At 71.2% G+C, this 15,767-nt stretch carries 13 protein-coding genes and 1 pseudogene; 10 read left to right on the top strand and 4 right to left on the bottom strand.

Going from position 1 to position 15,767, the window contains the following annotated elements; all coding sequences use genetic code 11:
* Positions 1-3 precede the first annotated feature (3 nt).
* The 5 genes from ACWBNA_RS35920 (at position 4) to ACWBNA_RS35900 (ending at position 5,777) form a co-directional block, all read left to right on the top strand.
* Entirely contained in the window at positions 4-282 is a 279-nt protein-coding gene (locus ACWBNA_RS35920) for a glutaredoxin family protein (RefSeq protein WP_482708703.1), read from the top strand.
* Between the two features lie 281 nt (positions 283-563).
* A complete protein-coding gene (locus tag ACWBNA_RS35915; RefSeq protein WP_482708702.1) occupies positions 564-1,331 on the top strand; it encodes a redox-sensing transcriptional repressor Rex in 768 nt (255 codons plus the stop codon).
* Positions 1,328-3,103: a glutamyl-tRNA reductase gene (locus ACWBNA_RS35910; RefSeq protein ID WP_482708700.1), complete on the top strand. Its 1,776-nt coding sequence runs from the start codon at positions 1,328-1,330 to the stop codon at positions 3,101-3,103. Before ACWBNA_RS35915 ends, ACWBNA_RS35910 begins: the two co-directional genes overlap by 4 nt.
* Positions 3,100-4,059, top strand: a complete 960-nt coding sequence (hemC, locus tag ACWBNA_RS35905; RefSeq protein WP_482708699.1) for a hydroxymethylbilane synthase — start codon at positions 3,100-3,102, stop codon at positions 4,057-4,059. Before ACWBNA_RS35910 ends, hemC begins: the two co-directional genes overlap by 4 nt.
* Positions 4,056-5,777, top strand: a complete 1,722-nt coding sequence (locus tag ACWBNA_RS35900) for a bifunctional uroporphyrinogen-III C-methyltransferase/uroporphyrinogen-III synthase (RefSeq protein WP_482708698.1) — start codon at positions 4,056-4,058, stop codon at positions 5,775-5,777. Before hemC ends, ACWBNA_RS35900 begins: the two co-directional genes overlap by 4 nt.
* Positions 5,778-5,980: 203 nt before the next feature.
* On the opposite strand, the gene ACWBNA_RS35895 is transcribed toward ACWBNA_RS35900, so the two are convergent.
* Positions 5,981-7,375, bottom strand: a complete 1,395-nt coding sequence (locus ACWBNA_RS35895; RefSeq protein ID WP_482708696.1) for an FAD-binding oxidoreductase — start codon at positions 7,373-7,375, stop codon at positions 5,981-5,983.
* A 342-nt stretch (positions 7,376-7,717) separates the two neighbouring features.
* Between ACWBNA_RS35895 and hemB the strand changes: the two genes are divergently transcribed.
* Entirely contained in the window at positions 7,718-8,710 is a 993-nt protein-coding gene (hemB, locus tag ACWBNA_RS35890) for a porphobilinogen synthase (protein WP_482708695.1), read from the top strand.
* Between the two features lie 318 nt (positions 8,711-9,028).
* The gene (locus ACWBNA_RS35885; protein ID WP_482708694.1) at positions 9,029-9,385 is read left to right on the top strand and encodes a DUF805 domain-containing protein; all 357 of its coding nucleotides are present in this window, start codon (positions 9,029-9,031) and stop codon (positions 9,383-9,385) included.
* Positions 9,386-9,438: 53 nt separating this feature from the next.
* Here the strand turns inward: ACWBNA_RS35885 and ACWBNA_RS35880 are convergent, their stop codons facing one another.
* The gene (locus tag ACWBNA_RS35880; RefSeq protein ID WP_482708693.1) at positions 9,439-9,570 is read right to left on the bottom strand and encodes a hypothetical protein; all 132 of its coding nucleotides are present in this window, start codon (positions 9,568-9,570) and stop codon (positions 9,439-9,441) included.
* A gap of 224 nt (positions 9,571-9,794) precedes the next feature.
* Here ACWBNA_RS35880 and ACWBNA_RS35875 point away from each other — a divergent pair, with 224 nt between their 5' ends.
* The 3 genes and pseudogenes from ACWBNA_RS35875 (at position 9,795) to ACWBNA_RS35865 (ending at position 12,915) form a co-directional block, all read left to right on the top strand.
* On the top strand, positions 9,795-10,694 hold the full coding sequence (locus ACWBNA_RS35875; RefSeq protein ID WP_482708692.1) for an SAM-dependent methyltransferase: 900 nt from the start codon (positions 9,795-9,797) through the stop codon (positions 10,692-10,694).
* Between the two features lie 128 nt (positions 10,695-10,822).
* On the top strand, positions 10,823-12,049 hold the full coding sequence (locus ACWBNA_RS35870) for an aminotransferase-like domain-containing protein (protein ID WP_482708691.1): 1,227 nt from the start codon (positions 10,823-10,825) through the stop codon (positions 12,047-12,049).
* Between the two features lie 34 nt (positions 12,050-12,083).
* Positions 12,084-12,915 (top strand): annotated as a pseudogene (locus ACWBNA_RS35865) (arylamine N-acetyltransferase family protein).
* A gap of 26 nt (positions 12,916-12,941) precedes the next feature.
* Here the strand turns inward: ACWBNA_RS35865 and ACWBNA_RS35860 are convergent.
* Both ACWBNA_RS35860 and argS read right to left on the bottom strand, forming a co-directional pair.
* Positions 12,942-13,889, bottom strand: coding sequence for a DUF4253 domain-containing protein (locus ACWBNA_RS35860; RefSeq protein ID WP_482708690.1), 948 nt, complete (start codon positions 13,887-13,889; stop codon positions 12,942-12,944).
* A 62-nt stretch (positions 13,890-13,951) separates the two neighbouring features.
* Positions 13,952-15,712, bottom strand: coding sequence for an arginine--tRNA ligase (gene argS, locus ACWBNA_RS35855; protein WP_482708689.1), 1,761 nt, complete (start codon positions 15,710-15,712; stop codon positions 13,952-13,954).
* Positions 15,713-15,767 lie beyond the last annotated feature (55 nt).

Genomic DNA, 15,767 nt, shown 5'->3' with positions numbered 1-15,767 from the left:
GACATGACTCCCCTCTTTCGGCGCAACGCCCCAAGGTCCCCACAGGACCGGCTCGTCACTCTCGTCCGCAAGCCCGGGTGTCATCTGTGTGATGACGCACAGACCGTGGTCGAGAAGGTGTGTGCCGATCTCGGTGTTCCCTGGGAGCGCAAGGACATCACCCAGGATCCCCAACTCCACGACCAGTACTGGGAACAGATCCCCGTCGTGCTCGTCGACGGGGAGCAGCACACCTTCTGGCGGGTGGACGAGGGCCGCCTCCGCACGGCACTGACCGAGTAGTCCAACTGGGCCGGAACGTCGCTTAGGATCGGCGGCGACTTGGTCTCGGGGGCGGGAATCGTAGAGGAGCGTGTGCGGTTTTGCCCCCAAGAGAAGAGGAACGGTGGTGCGTGTGCGCCGGTTCCGTACAGGTGCGCCGGGGGCGCGTGACCCCGGTCACGTTGGCCGGGCAAATCGGACACCATCTTTGTGCACGCGTTCACAAAGACATAGCCTGCTTTCGACGGGGCGGTCCGGGAACGTGTGACCGCCTGCAGCCCCGCTCTACCCGCAGGAGCACCGTGGCAACTGGCCGAACTCACCGACCGGCGACCCGTAGCCGAGGGATTCCCGAGGCCACCGTCGCCCGCCTTCCGCTGTACCTCCGCGCGCTGACCGCACTGTCGGAGCGCTCGGTGCCCACGGTCTCCTCCGAAGAGCTCGCGGCCGCCGCGGGGGTCAACTCCGCGAAGCTGCGCAAGGACTTCTCCTACCTGGGCTCGTACGGAACGCGTGGTGTGGGCTACGACGTCGAGTACCTCGTCTACCAGATCTCCCGCGAGCTGGGCCTGACCCAGGACTGGCCGGTAGTGATCGTCGGTATCGGTAACCTCGGCGCCGCCCTCGCCAACTACGGCGGGTTCGCCTCGCGCGGCTTCCGGGTCGCCGCGCTCATAGACGCCGACCCCGCGATGGCCGGAAAGCCGGTGGCCGGGATCCCCGTCCAGCACACCGACGAGCTCGAACGGATCATCGACGACAACGGCGTGTCCATCGGGGTCATCGCCACGCCCGCCGGTGCCGCCCAGCAGGTCTGCGACCGGCTCGTGGCCGCCGGGGTCACCTCCATCCTGAACTTCGCGCCGACCGTGCTGTCCGTGCCGGACGGCGTCGACGTGCGCAAGGTCGACCTCTCCATCGAGCTGCAGATCCTCGCCTTCCACGAGCAGCGCAAGGCCGGCGAGGAGGCCGCCGCCGCGGCCGACGGCGCGGTCCCGCACACCGCCGCCCGCAAGCAGCCCGCCGACAAGGGTCCAGACGGGGACGTCCCCGCCGTGATGCCGGCATGAGTCTCCTCGTCGTCGGGCTGAGCCACCGCAGCGCCCCGGTCAGCGTGCTGGAGCGGGCCGCGCTGAACGCGGACGCGCAGGTCAAGCTGCTCCAGGACACCGTCGCCGCGGAGCCCGCCACCGAGGCCGCGGTCCTCGCCACCTGCAACCGCATCGAGCTGTACGCCGACGTGGACAAGTTCCACGCCGGTGTCGCCGAGCTGTCCACGCTGCTCGCCCAGCACAGCGGAGTGGGGCTGGAGGAGCTCACTCCGTATCTGTACGTGCACTACGAGGACCGGGCCGTCCACCATCTCTTCTCGGTGGCCTGCGGGCTGGACTCGATGGTCGTCGGCGAGGGCCAGATCCTCGGCCAGATGAAGGACTCCCTTGCCAAGGCGCAGGACGTGCACTCCGCCGGACGGCTCCTGAACGACCTGTTCCAGCAGGCCCTGCGCGTCGGCAAGCGTGCCCACTCCGAGACCGGCATCGACCGGGCCGGACAGTCCCTGGTCACCTTCGGCCTGGAGCAACTGGCCGCCGGCAACGCCGTCGAGCAGTGGGCCCGCGGCAAGAAGGCCCTGGTCATCGGCGCCGGCTCGATGTCCTCGCTGGCCGCGGCCACGCTCGCGCGTGCCGGGGTCGCCGAGATCGTCGTCGCCAACCGCACCCCCGACCGCGCCGAGCGGCTCGTCCAGATCCTGACCGAGGGCGACGACACGGACGTGCTGGCCCGCGCGGTACCGATGGAATCGGTGCCGGCCGAGCTGACACGTGCCGATCTCGCCGTCTCCTGTACGGGAGCGACGGGCCTGGTCCTGACGGCCGAGGCGGTCGCGGCGGCGGTCGAGGACCGTACCGAAGAGACCGTCGCGCACAGCGGGACCGTTTCGCCAACGCCGTCCGACGGCGGCTTCGGCCGTACGGCCGTGGCGGACGCCGGGCGCGGCGAGCTCCCGCCCACCAGCCTGGGCACCGAGGACGGCTGCCCGATAGACCTGCCGGCCGCGCAGGCCGCCACCGCCGGGTTCTCCGTGCTCGGGGAGGCCGCCGTGGCCGGGATGGCCGCCGCCGACCTGGAACAGCACGCCGCCTGGGTGGACAAGGGCACCCAGCGCCAGCAGACCTCCGCCCCCGCGGGTGCCCTCACCGTGCTCGACCCGGCCGAGGAGGCGGACGCCATCGCCGCGCTCGCCGCGGCCGCGGCCACCCTCGGCCGGGTGCCCGAGCGGCGCAAGCCCGAGCCCGTCGCCGAGATCCCGCGGCCCGAGCCGACCCTCTTCCTGCTCGACCTGGCCATGCCCCGCGACATCGACGCGGCCGTGCACCGGCTGGCCCGGGTGCGGCTCGTGGACATCGAGTCACTGGCCGACGCCTCGGCCGACGCTCCGATGGCGGCCGACGTCGACCAGGTCCGCCGTATCGTCGCCGACGAGGTCGCCGCCTTCGGGGCCGCGCTGCGGGCCGCGCACATCACGCCCACCGTGGTCGCGCTGCGCACGATGGCCGCCGACGTGGTCGCGGGCGAGATCGCCCGGCTCGACGGGCGGCTGCCCGGCCTCGACGACAAGCACCGCGCCGAGATCACCCAGACCGTGAAGCGCGTCGTCGACAAACTGCTGCACGCGCCGACCGTACGGATCAAGCAGCTGGCGGCCGAACCTGGCGGCGCCGGGTACGCGGACGCGCTGCGGACCCTGTTCGACCTCGACCCCGAGACGGTGGCCGCCGTCTCCCGGGCCGACGGCGCCGACGACGAACCTGAGAACAGCAAGAACCGAGGGCCGGCATGAGTAGCAAGGCATTGAGGCTCGGGACCAGGCGGAGCAAACTCGCCATGGCCCAGTCCGGGCAGGTCGCGGACGCCGTGAGCCAGGTGACCGGACGGCCCGTCGAGCTCGTCGAGATCACCACCTACGGCGACACCTCCCGCGAGCAGCTCGCACAGATCGGCGGCACGGGCGTCTTCGTGACCGCGCTGCGGGAAGCGCTGCTGAAGGGGGAGGTCGACTTCGCGGTTCATTCGCTGAAGGACCTGCCTACCGGGCAGCCCGACCAGCTGGCGCTCGCCGCCGTACCGGTGCGCGAGGACCCGCGGGACGTGATCGTCGCCCGGGACGCGCTGAAGTTCACCGACCTGCCGCGCGGCGCGCGCATCGGTACGGGTTCGCCGCGCCGGATGGCCCAGCTGAACGCGTACGCGCGCGGCCACGGGCTGGACATCGAGACGGTTCCGATCCGGGGGAACGTGGATACGCGGATCGGGTTCGTGCGCGACGGCGAGCTGGATGCGGTCGTGCTGGCCGCGGCCGGCCTCAATCGCATCGGCCGCGGTGACGAAGTGACCGACTTCCTGTCGGTCGACACGGTTTTGCCCGCCCCCGGCCAGGGGGCACTCGCGATCGAATGTGCCGCGGACAACGCGCACCTGATCGCCGCGCTCGGTGAGCTCGACGACCCGTTCACGCGGGTCGCCGTGACTGCCGAACGGTCCCTGCTCGCCGCCCTGGAGGCCGGTTGCAGCGCCCCTGTGGGCGCGCTGGCCGACCTTCTGGCCGACGGGCAGATTGTCAAGGAAATGCGCCTGCGCGCAGTCGTCGGTACCACCGACGGCACGCGGATGGTGCAGTTGTCCACCACCGGTCCCGTGCCCGAGACGAACGACCAGGCAATGGCGCTCGGTCGCGAGCTCGCTGCCGAGATGCTTGCCCAGGGCGCGGCCGGTCTGATGGGGGAGCGAGCACAGTGAGCCCCACCACCCTTCCCGCCGCCGGTCACGAACACGGGCACGTCACCTTCCTTGGTGCCGGACCCGGGGATCCGGGACTGCTGACTCTTCGCGCCGTCGAGGCGCTGACGCACGCGGACGTTCTCGTCGCCGGGCACGAAGTGCTCGACGTCGTACGTACGCACGCCAGGGCCGGTGTCACCGTCGTGAACACGGATTCGGATCCCTCTGTGGATCTGTCCTCCGGTCCGACTCCGGGCACAGGCACGCCTCAACTAACGGTAGTTGACGGCGCATCAACCACCGTGAGTGTCCCCGTCGTGCGGGATGCCGCACATCTTGTCATGGAGGCCGCGCGGGGCGGCAGGCGGGTCGTACGTGCCGTGTCCGGGGATCCCGGGCTCGACGCGTACGCCGCCGAGGAGATGCTGGCGTGCGCCGCCGCGGGGGTGCCGTTCGAGGTCGTCCCCGGGGTCGCGGCCGGCGTCGGCGTGCCCGCCTACGCCGGCGTACCGCTGCGGGACGCCGAAGGCGCGGACGTCCGGTTCGTGGATGCGCGGACCGCCTCCGACCGGTGCTGGACGGAGGTGGGAGCCTCGGACGGCACGGTCGTCGTCTCGACGACCCTCGACTCCGTGGCCGCCGCGGCCGGTGAGCTGGTCTCCGCCGGGCGCAAGCCCGATACGCCGCTGACCGTCACCGTCGCCGGTACGACCACCCGGCAGCGGACCTGGAGCGCGACGCTGGGCACCATCGCCCAGACGCTGAAGCAGGCCAAGGTGCTGCCGTCCCCCGAGGGCGGGCGGCCGGTGATAGCCGTGGTCGGTGAGCGGTCCGCCGCGGCTCAGCGTGAGCAGCTCTCGTGGTTCGAGTCCAAGCCGCTGTTCGGCTGGAAGGTGCTCGTGCCGCGCACCAAGGAGCAGTCGGCTTCGCTCTCCGACCAACTGCGGTCCTACGGGGCCGTGCCGCACGAGGTGCCGACGATCGCCGTCGAGCCGCCGCGGACGCCGCAGCAGATGGAGCGGGCGGTCAAGGGGCTGGTGACCGGACGGTACGAGTGGATCGCTTTCACGAGCGTGAACGCCGTGAAGGCCGTCCGGGAGAAGTTCGAGGAGTACGGGCTCGACGCGCGCGCCTTCGCCGGCATCAAGGTCGCCGCGGTGGGGGAGCAGACCGCCAAGGCGCTCGTCGCCTTCGGTGTGAAGCCCGACCTCGTGCCGAGTGGGGAGCAGTCGGCCGCCGGGCTGCTGGAGGACTGGCCTCCGTACGACCCGGTGTTCGACCCGATCGACCGGGTGTTCCTGCCGCGTGCCGACATCGCCACCGAGACGCTGGTCGCCGGGCTGATCGAGCTCGGGTGGGAGGTCGACGACGTCACCGCCTACCGGACCGTGCGGGCGTCGCCGCCGCCGGCCGAGACCCGTGAGGCGATCAAGGGCGGTGGGTTCGACGCCGTGCTGTTCACCTCGTCCAGCACGGTGCGGAACCTGGTGGGTATCGCCGGCAAGCCGCACAACGTGACGGTCATCGCGTGTATCGGACCCGCCACGGCCAAGACCGCCGAGGAGCACGGGCTGCGGGTCGACGTGATGGCTCCCGAGCCGTCCGTGCACAAGCTGGCCGAGGCCCTTGCCGACTTCGGGCTGCGGCGGAGGGCTGCCGCGCTGGAGGCCGGGGACGCGGTGACTCGGCCGAGTGAGCGGCGGCCTGGGGCTCGGCGGAGGCGTACGACTACCTGACCGGTGGTGCGGGCGGTTGCCTGGGGTGGCGGGCGGCTGTCTGACCGGTGGTGCGGGCGGTTGCCTGGGGTGGTGTGCGGCTGTCTGACCGGTGGTGCGGGCGGATGTCTGGTGCTGGTGTGCGGCCTGCCTGCCGGTGGCGTGCGGGTGCCTGGTGGCGTGCGGCTGCCTGGGGGGCGGGCGGTTGCCTGGTAGTGGCGTGCTCAGGCCGGTGTCACCGTGTGGCCGTAGCGCAGGAGGTTGTCCGGGTCCCAGGTCGACTTGGCCTGTTGCAGGTGGGCGTAGACCTCCGGGGTCCAGGCTCGGGCCCGGTCCGCTTCGTCGCCCGGGGTGCCGTGGATGTTGACCATCGTGCGGCCCGTGCCGTACGGGGCCATCGCGGTCTGCAGGGCTGTCGTGGCCCGTTCTATGGCCTCGGCGGCCGGCGGGGCGGCCAGGACCGCCACCGTTTCCAGGAAGTACTCCGCGTCGCGGGAGCAGATCGCGTCCTCGACCGCTGCCGGGTCGGACAGGGCTCCGCCCATGTGGCGGATCTCCACCAGGAGGATCGGGCAGTCGGGGTTGTCCGGGCCCACCTGGTCCAGGAACGTGCGGATGGCGTCCGGGCTCAGGTCGCGGAGCAGGGCGCAGGATTCGCGGGCGGGGAGCGGGTCCTGGGGCTCCATGTAGATGCGGTCCACCGCCGCGTAGTCCATCTCCTCCACCAAGTCGACCGCCACGGGGGCGGCCTCGCGGATGGGGGCCAGGAGGCGTTCGCCCTCCTGTGTGTCGCCCGTCCACGCGATCGCCACCCTTGCCCAGAAGCCGCCGCGCAGGGGTTCGGGGATCTGGGGGATCGGGGGCAGGCGCAGGAGGCTGAACGCGCTGCACATCTCGTTCGGCACGGTGCGTGTCCACTCCGCCCATGCGCGCAGGAGGGGCTCGGTGTGCTCGCCGGGGCAGTAGATGCCGCCGCCCAGGATGCGGGCGAGGGGGAGCAGGTCGAAGGTCAGTCGCGTGACGATCCCTACGTTGCCCTTGCCGCCGCGCAGGGCCCAGAAAAGCTCGGGTTCGGTGCTCTGGTTCACCTCGCGGAGAACGCCGTCGGGGGTGACGACCTGGAACGAGCGGACCAGGTCGGCCGCGTAGCCGTAGGTCCGGCCGAGGACGGGGAGGCCGCCGCCGAGGGTGTAGCCGACGACGCCCGCGTCTGTGGAGGTGCCGGTCAGGGGGCCGAGGCCGTGGGGGGCCGCGGCGTCCATGACGTGGCGCCACTTCGCGCCGGCGGCGGTGGTCGCGGTGCGGTTGGCCGGGTCGATCTGTACGTCCGTCATACGGGTGGTCGTGATCAACAGGCCGCTGTCTATGGGGAAGTTGGCGCCGTGGCCGGTGGCCTGGACGGCTACCGGGGTGCCGGTCGCGGTCGCCCAGCGCATCGCCGCGACGATGTCGTCGGCGCTGGTTGCTCCTATGACCACGTCGGGGGTGTGCAGGGCGGCCAGGTTGAAACCGGTGACCTCGTCGGCGTAGCCGTCGTCGCCGGGGCGCAGGACCGGGCCTCTGATGTCGGAGAGGGCGAAGAGGTCGGGGGTGGGGTGGGGGTGGTGCGTGGACGTCATCTCGTCCTCCGGGGGTGGGAGGCTTGTACTTTCAGCTTGGACCTGTGGTGTGTGTGGCGCATGCGGGGTACGGGTTCCGGCTTCGGATGCGTGGGAGGTCGGGGCCGTGTCGGGGGGTGTCCGTCCTCGGAACGGCGCGGAATCGGTCACCTACCGGCTCACCCGTGTTGACGCGCCAACCGCTGCTGGCGGACACCCCCCGACACGGCCCCTTGCCGCCGTGGCCGGGCGCGGGTGCAGTTCGTGCACCTCTCGACCGACCGAGTCGGGTCGTGCCTGGGGCTTGTACGGGCCGACGGGGCGTCGGCAAAGGGGGTGGTGGGGCGGGCGTAGCGTGGGTGTATGACGACGTACGGATCCTTTCCCGGCAGTCGGCCCCGGCGGCTGCGGACCACCCCCGTCATGCGGAGGATGGTCGCCGAGACCCGGCTGCATCCCGCGGATTTCATCCTTCCGGCCTTTGTGCGCGAGGGCGTTGCCGAGCCGGTGCCGATCGCGGCGATGCCCGGGGTGGTGCAGCACACCCGGGACACGCTGAAGAAGGCCGCCGCGGAGGCCGTGGCGGCCGGGATCTCCGGGATCATGCTGTTCGGCGTGCCGGAGGAGTCGAAGAAGGACGCGGTGGGGACGCCCGGGACCGATCCGGACGGGATCCTGCAGGTCGCCATCCGGGATGTGCGGGCCGAGGTGGGTGACGAGTTGCTCGTCATGTCCGATCTGTGTCTCGACGAGACGACTGATCACGGGCACTGCGGGGTGCTCGACGGGGAGGGGCGGGTCGACAACGACGTCACCCTCGAGCGGTACGCCGAGATGGCTCAGGTCCAGGCCGACGCCGGGGCCCATGTGGTGGGGCCCAGCGGGATGATGGACGGGCAGATCGGGGTTGTCCGGGATGCCCTGGATCAGATCGGGCGGGAGGATGTCGCCGTCCTCGCGTACACGGCGAAGTACGCGTCCGCGTTCTACGGGCCGTTCCGGGAGGCCGTCGGTTCGTCGTTGAAGGGTGACCGGAAGACGTACCAGCAGGACCCGGCGAACGCGCGGGAGTCTCTGCGGGAGCTGGCGCTCGATCTCGAGGAGGGCGCCGACATGGTGATGGTGAAGCCGGCCGGGCCCTATCTGGACATCCTGGCCCGTGTGGCGGACTCCGTGGACGTGCCTGTTGCCGCTTACCAGATCTCCGGCGAGTACTCGATGATCGAGGCCGCCGCCGAGAAGGGCTGGATCGATCGGGACCGGGCCATCCTGGAGTCGCTGACCGGCATCAAGCGGGCGGGTGCGCGGAACATCCTCACGTACTGGGCCACCGAGGTCGCGCAGCGATTGCTGTGACGCGAACGGGGCGCTCTCGGGTGCCTACGGTGGGCAACGGTTCGAACTCGGTCCCGTCACGGACGGAACTCGGTCCGGGGAACAAACGGGCCGTCGAGTGTGGTGTTTCGGTGGCGTTTCGGGGTTTCCGCGGTGAGCTTCTGGGGGTCTGTCCGGAAAACGACCCTGAGGAGAGGTCCGGCTCTCCGGCGGACGGTGGGCTCGGGGCGCGGAGCTGGACGGATGTGACGAATTGACGAGTCCCCGTCAGCGTCCATATCTTCTGCGCCTGGCCTGATCCGTTCGGAGGGGTCTTACGTCGATCCCTGGGGGGACGCAATGAGCTGGTTCATCGAGGCGCTGAAGAAGTACGCCGTGTTCAGTGGGCGCGCGCGCCGCAAGGAATACTGGATGTTCACGCTGTTCGTGGCGATCATCTACATCGTGCTGGCCATCATCGCCGGCGTGACCAAGCAGCCGCTGATCGCGGTCGTCTTCTACCTGGCGATCCTCCTGCCGAGCCTGGCGGTCACCGTTCGCCGCCTGCACGACACCGCCCGCTCCGGCTGGTGGGTCCTCATCGGGCTCGTTCCGCTCGTCGGCGCGATCGTGATGCTGGTCTTCCTGTGCAGCGAGGGGGAGTCGGGCCCGAACAAGTTCGGTCCGAACCCGAAGGAAGCGCCCGTTCTCGCCTGAGACCCTGCTGTGCTTCGAGGCCGTCCGGCTCACCGGGCGGCCTTTCGGCTTGTTCAGCGGGTCGTCGAGGACACGGTCGACGGGCCCTCGTCGCGTACGCCCGTTCCGTCCTCGCAGCCCGTCAGTACGAGCGCGAGGAGCGTGAGGGCGGCGGTGACGAGGAGGCAGCGGATTCGGGCGGGCATGGGAACAGCGTGCGGGGTGATCCGCGGCGGTTGCCAGGGTTCGCGGGGGATTCGGGACGCCGGGGCGATGGGACGCGGGCTGACCTGCGGGGATGGCTCGGTCGCGGGACGTCGTGCGGGACGCCGTGGGGCGGGGATGCGGGAAATGTGGGCGTGGGCACCATCAAGTGCCGCCGGGAGTTAGGTTGTTGACCCTCTTCCGCCGACTCTTCGAGGAGACGCCGATGTCCGGTGACGCCCTCAGCCAGGATCCCGCCGAGCTGAGAAGGAGGATCGACACCACCAAGGCGCACCCGGCCCGTGTCTACGACGTCTTCCTCGGCGGCAAGGACAACTACCCCGTCGACCGTGAGGCGGCCGCCGCGGCGCTCGCCGCCAACCCGCGCGGGTACCTCGACGTCCGCCACAACCGCGACTTCCTGCGCCGGGCCGTGAACACGCTCGCCGAGGACGGCATCCGGCAGTTCCTCGACATCGGCACCGGCCTGCCGACCGCGGAGAACGTCCATCAGATCGCCCAGCGCATCGCGCCGGACTCGCGGGTCGTGTACGTCGACAACGATCCGGTCGTCCTCGCGCACGCGCGTGCCCTGCTGACGAGCGGGCCCGAGGGGCGTACGGACTACATCGACGCCGACTTCAAGGACCCGGCGCAGATCCTCGAACAGGCCGCGAAGACGCTGGACTTCGACCAGCCGATCGCACTGTGCCTGGTGGCGATCCTGCACTTCGTCGAGGACGAGGAGGCGTACCCGATCGTGCGCGGACTCGTCGACGAGCTGCCCTCCGGGAGCCGGCTGGTCCTCAGCCATCTCACCGAGGACCTCAACGCGGAGAACGTCCGGGCGGTGCAACGGACCTACACCGAGCGCGGGTTCACCTTCGTGCTGCGGACGAAGGCGGAGGTCGAGCGGTTCTTCGCCGAGAACTCGCTGGAGCTCGTCGAGCCGGGTGTCGTGCCGGCCCACCGGTGGCGGTCGGACGGCGCGGCGCCGGTGCCGGAGCAGCCGGAGGCGTCGTACCTGGCGGGGCTCGACGCCATCGAGAAGGTGCGGTACGCCGACATCAACGACGTGACGGACGCGGACATCAACGTGTACGCGGCGGTGGGGACGAAGGTCTGACCGCCCGGGCTCTGGGGGGGGCTGATTCCGTCCGTATGGCGGAAACCTACTTGTAGAGGGCATGTATGTCTCTAGGCTGCCGTGGCACGAGTCGCTGTTCGTCCGCTGTAGTCGAAGGAGCCGTCGTCATGACCGTCACCGAGGTGGAAACCGCGCCCGCTCCCGTGCCGCAGCTCGCCGCTCGGGCCCGGGCGGTCGGCGGCTCGGCCGTGCGGGACATCCTCGCCGTCACCGCCCGGCCCGAGGTGATCAACTTCGCGGGCGGGCTGCCGGCGCCGGAGCTGTTCGACGCGGAGGGCATCGCGGCGGCGTACCGGGCGGTGCTGGCGGAGGCGCCCGCGCGGGCGTTGCAGTACTCCACGACCGAGGGCGAGCCGGGGCTGCGGGCTGCCCTCGCGGGACGGATGTCGGTGCGCGGGCTGCCGACCGAGGCCGACGACGTCCTGGTCACCACGGGCTCGCAGCAGGCGCTGTCCCTGCTCGCGACCGCGCTGGTGGAGCCCGGGGACACGGTTCTCGTCGAACGTCCCTGTTATCTGGCGGCACTTCAGGCCTTCGGCTTCGCCGGGGCGCGGGTGCTGGCCGTGCCGGGGGACGAGGACGGGCTGGACCCGGCGGCGCTGGAGGAGCTGGTGGTGCGGGAGCGGCCCAAGCTGCTGTACACCGTGCCGACGTTCCAGAATCCGACGGGCCGTACGCTGCCGGCCTCGCGTCGGGCAGCGGTCGCCGCCGTTGCCGCCCGGCGGGGGCTGTGGATCGTCGAGGACGACCCGTACGGGGAGCTGCGGTTCGAGGGCGAACGGGTGCCGTGGATCGCCACGTACCCGGGGGCGGAGGACCGTACGGTCCTGCTCGGCTCCTTCTCCAAGGTGATGGCGCCGGGGCTGCGGCTGGGGTGGCTGCGGGCGCCGGGATCGCTGCGGCGGGCGTGCGTGGTCGCCAAGCAGGCCGCCGATCTGCACACGCCGACGGTCAACCAGCTCGCCGCGGCACGCTACTTGGCCGACCGGGACCTGGACGCCCATGTCCGGCGGGTCGCCGGGGTGTACCGGGAGCGGCGGGACGCCATGCTCGCGGGGCTGGGGGACGCGCTGCCGGAGGGGTCGGCCTGGAGCCGGCCGGAGGGCGGCATGTTCCTCTGGGCTCGACTGCCGGCTACGTACGACACGACCGAGCTGCTGGAGGGGGTGGTGCGGCAGGACGTCGCCTACGTGCCGGGGGCGCCCTTCTACGCCGGTGAGCCGGACCGGTCGACGCTGCGGCTGTGCTTCGTGACGCAGACGCCGCAGGAGATCGGGGAGGGGCTGCGACGGCTGGGAGTGGGGCTGCGCGAGGCGGCTTCGCAGATTTCCTGAGGTCCGCGCAATGGGGGCTGCTCATGGTGCAGTCATGTCGGATGTCGGGGAGAAGTACTTCGAAAGGATCGGCTGGGACGGGGAGCGGCGGGCCGATCGGCGACGCTGAAGGGTGTGCGCCTGGCGCGCACACCCGGGCCATCCCCTTCGAGAACCTGGACGCACTGGACCGCCGGGCGCCCTCCCTGGACCCCGCCGACCTCATGGCCAAGCCGGTCCACAGCCGGCGCGGCGGCTAGTGCTACGAGCACAACTCGCTGTTCGCGCTGATCCTGGAGGCGCTGGGCTTCGGCGTGACCCGCCTGACCGCCCGCGTCGTCGTGGGCACCGACCGCATCGAGAGCCGGCCGCACACACATGACCCTGCTCGTCGAGGTGCCGGGCGACCCCCGGCCGTATCTGGCCGACGTCGGCTTCGGGACCCTCGGGTCGCTGCTGGAGCCGGTGCCGCTGGTGGCCGGCACCGAGTTCCGGGACGCGGAGCGGCGGCACCGGTTGGTGCACGCGGCTGAGCACCGGGGACCCTCGGAGACGTGGGTGCTCGAGGCGTACCTGCCGGGGAAGGGCGCCGCTGATCCGGTGCAGGCGCCGTACGCGTTCACACTCGAGCCGTTCGAGAAAGCCCGACTTCGAGGTCATCGACTGGCACATCGCGACGAACCCGCGCTCCCCCTTCACCCAGGGCCTCTACGTGCAGCGGGGCACCCCCGACCGGCACCTCCTCCTCGACGGCCGGCTCCTCACCGAGACGCGGGCCGACGGCACGGTCAGGCAGCGGGAGTTGGCGGACGAGGCCGAGGCCGCGTCGGGTCCTGGAGGACGAGTTCGGGATCGTGGCTCCGGCGGGGACGACCCTGTTGTCGTGACGCCGGCCATCACTCCCGCCTGCCTGTCAGTCCCACCAGAAGGACCAGGAGCGTTCGCCGATGAGCTTCTTCGCGTAGGTGCGCAGGTCGTCGAAGTCGCCCTGCATGATGCTGTCCGGGCAGAAGGCGAAGTGCTCGGCGGCGACCGCCTCGGCCTCGGCGGGAGTGAGGGGCGGGGCGGCGACGGAGACGACCAGCGTGTCGGAGGTCAGCGCCACGACCCGTATGCCGAATCGGTCCTCCCAGGAACGCAGGACCGCGCAGAGCCGCGCCACGTCGTTCTCATGGTTGAGCGGGCCGGTCCAGCCGATCGCCGCCGGGATGTCGGCGGAGCGGCGGGCCGGGACCAGGGCGAGGCGCGGGTGGTGGAACGCGGAGCCCCTGCCGCCGCGCACCGAGTCGGCGACCTCGGCCGCCCGCGTGTCCGGGTCGGCTGCCTCCTCCTGGGCGGCGGGAGCGAGGCCGGGCCAGGCCGGGCCGAAGGGGGCGAGCGTGTCGTCGTAAGAGGCTTGCCCGGTGGCTTCGGTGGCTTCGGTGGCTTCGGTGGCTTCGGTGGCTTCGGTGGCTTCGGTGGCTTCGGCCGCTTCGGTGTCGTGCGGGGGGTGATCGACCGTCGTCTCGGCGGTGGACCGCTCGTCGGGCTCGGTCTCGTATCCCGTGTGCTCCTCCCAGAAGTCCGCGAGCACCTCTTCGGCGTCGTGGTCCCCGGGGTACGACGTCAGCTCGGGGCACAGGGCCCAGCGCTCCGGGCCGCCACCGTCGGCGCCGTAGGTGTCCACGAGCACGGGGAGCAGCCCGAGCCGGGCGGCGGGCGGTGCCAGGGCCGCCCAGTCGCCCGGGGACGGGGGCTGCTCGGCGTACCACAGCAGCGGTTCGTGCCAGGGGCCGTCGGACGTCTCGTCGACCAGCCTTCCGGGCGGGAGCCGCAGGCCGAGCGTCGCAAGCCGCGGCAGGGGGTTGGGAAGTGTCGCCATGCCGGTGACTGTAGGGGCAGCCACTGACAGCGGCTGCCCCTGCCTGTCCCGCGGTGACGGGGTCAGAGGCGCTCGGGCGTCCTGATGCCCAGGAGGGCCATGCCCCGGTGCAGCGTCCGGGCCGTGATGTCGCAGAGGAAGAGGCGGTTCTCCACCTGCTCCGGCGACTCGGCCTTCAGGACCGGGCACTTGTCGTAGAAGGTCGTGTAGAGGGACGCCAGCTGGTAGAGGTAGGCCGCCAGCTTGTGCGGGGCGTACTCCGACGCCGCCTCCGCCACGACCTCCGCGAACGCGTCCGCGTGCAGGCCCAGGGCGCGCTCCGCCTCGTGCAGCGACAGCTCCGGGTGCGCGCAGGGGCGTACCTCTCCGGCCTTGCGGAGGATCGACTGGATACGGGCGTACGCGTACTGGAGGTAGACGGACGTGTCGCCGTTCAGCGAGACCATCTGGTCCAGGTCGAACTTGTAGTCCCGGTTCGCCGACGTCGACAGGTCCGCGTACTTCACCGCGCCGACGCCCACCTGGGTGCCGCGCTCGGCGATCTCCTCCTCGGAGAGGTCCCGCGCCTTCTCCCGCACGACCGCCGAGGCGCGCTCGACCGCCTCGTCGAGGAGGTCGACGAGCTTCACCGTCTCGCCCTCACGGGTCTTGAACGGCTTGCCGTCCTTGCCGAGGACCGTGCCGAAGGCGAGCTGGACCGCCTTGACGTCCTCGCCCAGCCAGCCGGCCCTCCGGGCGGTCTCGAAGACCATCTTGAAGTGGAGGGACTGGCGGGCGTCGACGACGTAGACGAGGGTGTTCGCCTTCAGGTTGAAGACGCGGTCGCGGATGGCCGAGAGGTCGGTCGCCGCGTAGCCGTAGCCGCCGTCCGACTTCTGGACGATCAGCGGGACCGGGTTGCCGTCCGGGCCCTTGACGTCGTCGAAGAAGACGCAGAGGGCGCCCTCGGAGCGGACCGCGACACCGGACTCCTCCAGGAGGCGGCAGGTCTCCGCGAGCATGTCGTTGTAGCCGGACTCGCCGACGATGTCCGCGTCCCGGACCTCCATGTCCAGCTTCTCGAAGACGGAGAAGAAGTAGATCTTCGACTCGTCCACGAACTTCTGCCAGGTGGCGAGGGTGTGCGGGTCGCCGGCCTGGAGGTCGACCACCCTGCGGCGGGCCCGCGTCTTGAACTCCTCGTCGGAGTCGAAGTGCTTGCGAGCGGCCTTGTAGAGGCGGTCGAGGTTGGACATCGCCTCCTCGCCCGACACCTGGGCGTCCTTGTGGTCCAGCTCGTGCGGGTGCTCGTCCAGGTACTGGATGAGCATGCCGAACTGGGTGCCCCAGTCGCCGATGTGGTGCCTGCGGACCACCGTCTCGCCGGTGAACTCCAGGAGGTGGACCGCCGCGTCGCCGATCACCGCGGAGCGCAGGTGACCGACGTGCATCTCCTTCGCCACGTTCGGCTGGGCGTAGTCGATGACCGTGGTGCCCGGGTTCTCGGCGAAGGGGACCCCGAGGCGGTCGGCGTCCGCGTGCCGCGCGGCCAGGTTCTCGGTGATGGCGCTGTCCGTGAGCGTGATGTTCAGGAAGCCGGGGCCGGAGACCTCGATGTCCTTGATCACGTCGCCGGTGACCACCTGGGAGACGACCTGCGTCGCCAGCTCCCGCGGGTTCGTCTTCGCCTTCTTCGCGAGGGCCAGGATCCCGTTGGCCTGGAAGTCCGCCCGGTCGCTTCGGCGCAGCAGCGGGTCGGCGGAGCCGGCCTCCGGCAGAGCAGCCGAGAGGGCGGACGCGAGGCGCTGGTTGACGGAAGCGGTGAGGGACGTGACCGGGGCCATAGGAGTGGGTGCCGTTCTCCTCGTGGGAATAGGTGAGCCCGGCCAGTATCCCACG

It is taken from the genome of Streptomyces sp. Q2 (assembly GCF_056820935.1).
The sequence above is the reverse complement of the archived record's forward strand: the minus strand, read 5'-3'. Positions and strand labels throughout refer to the sequence as shown.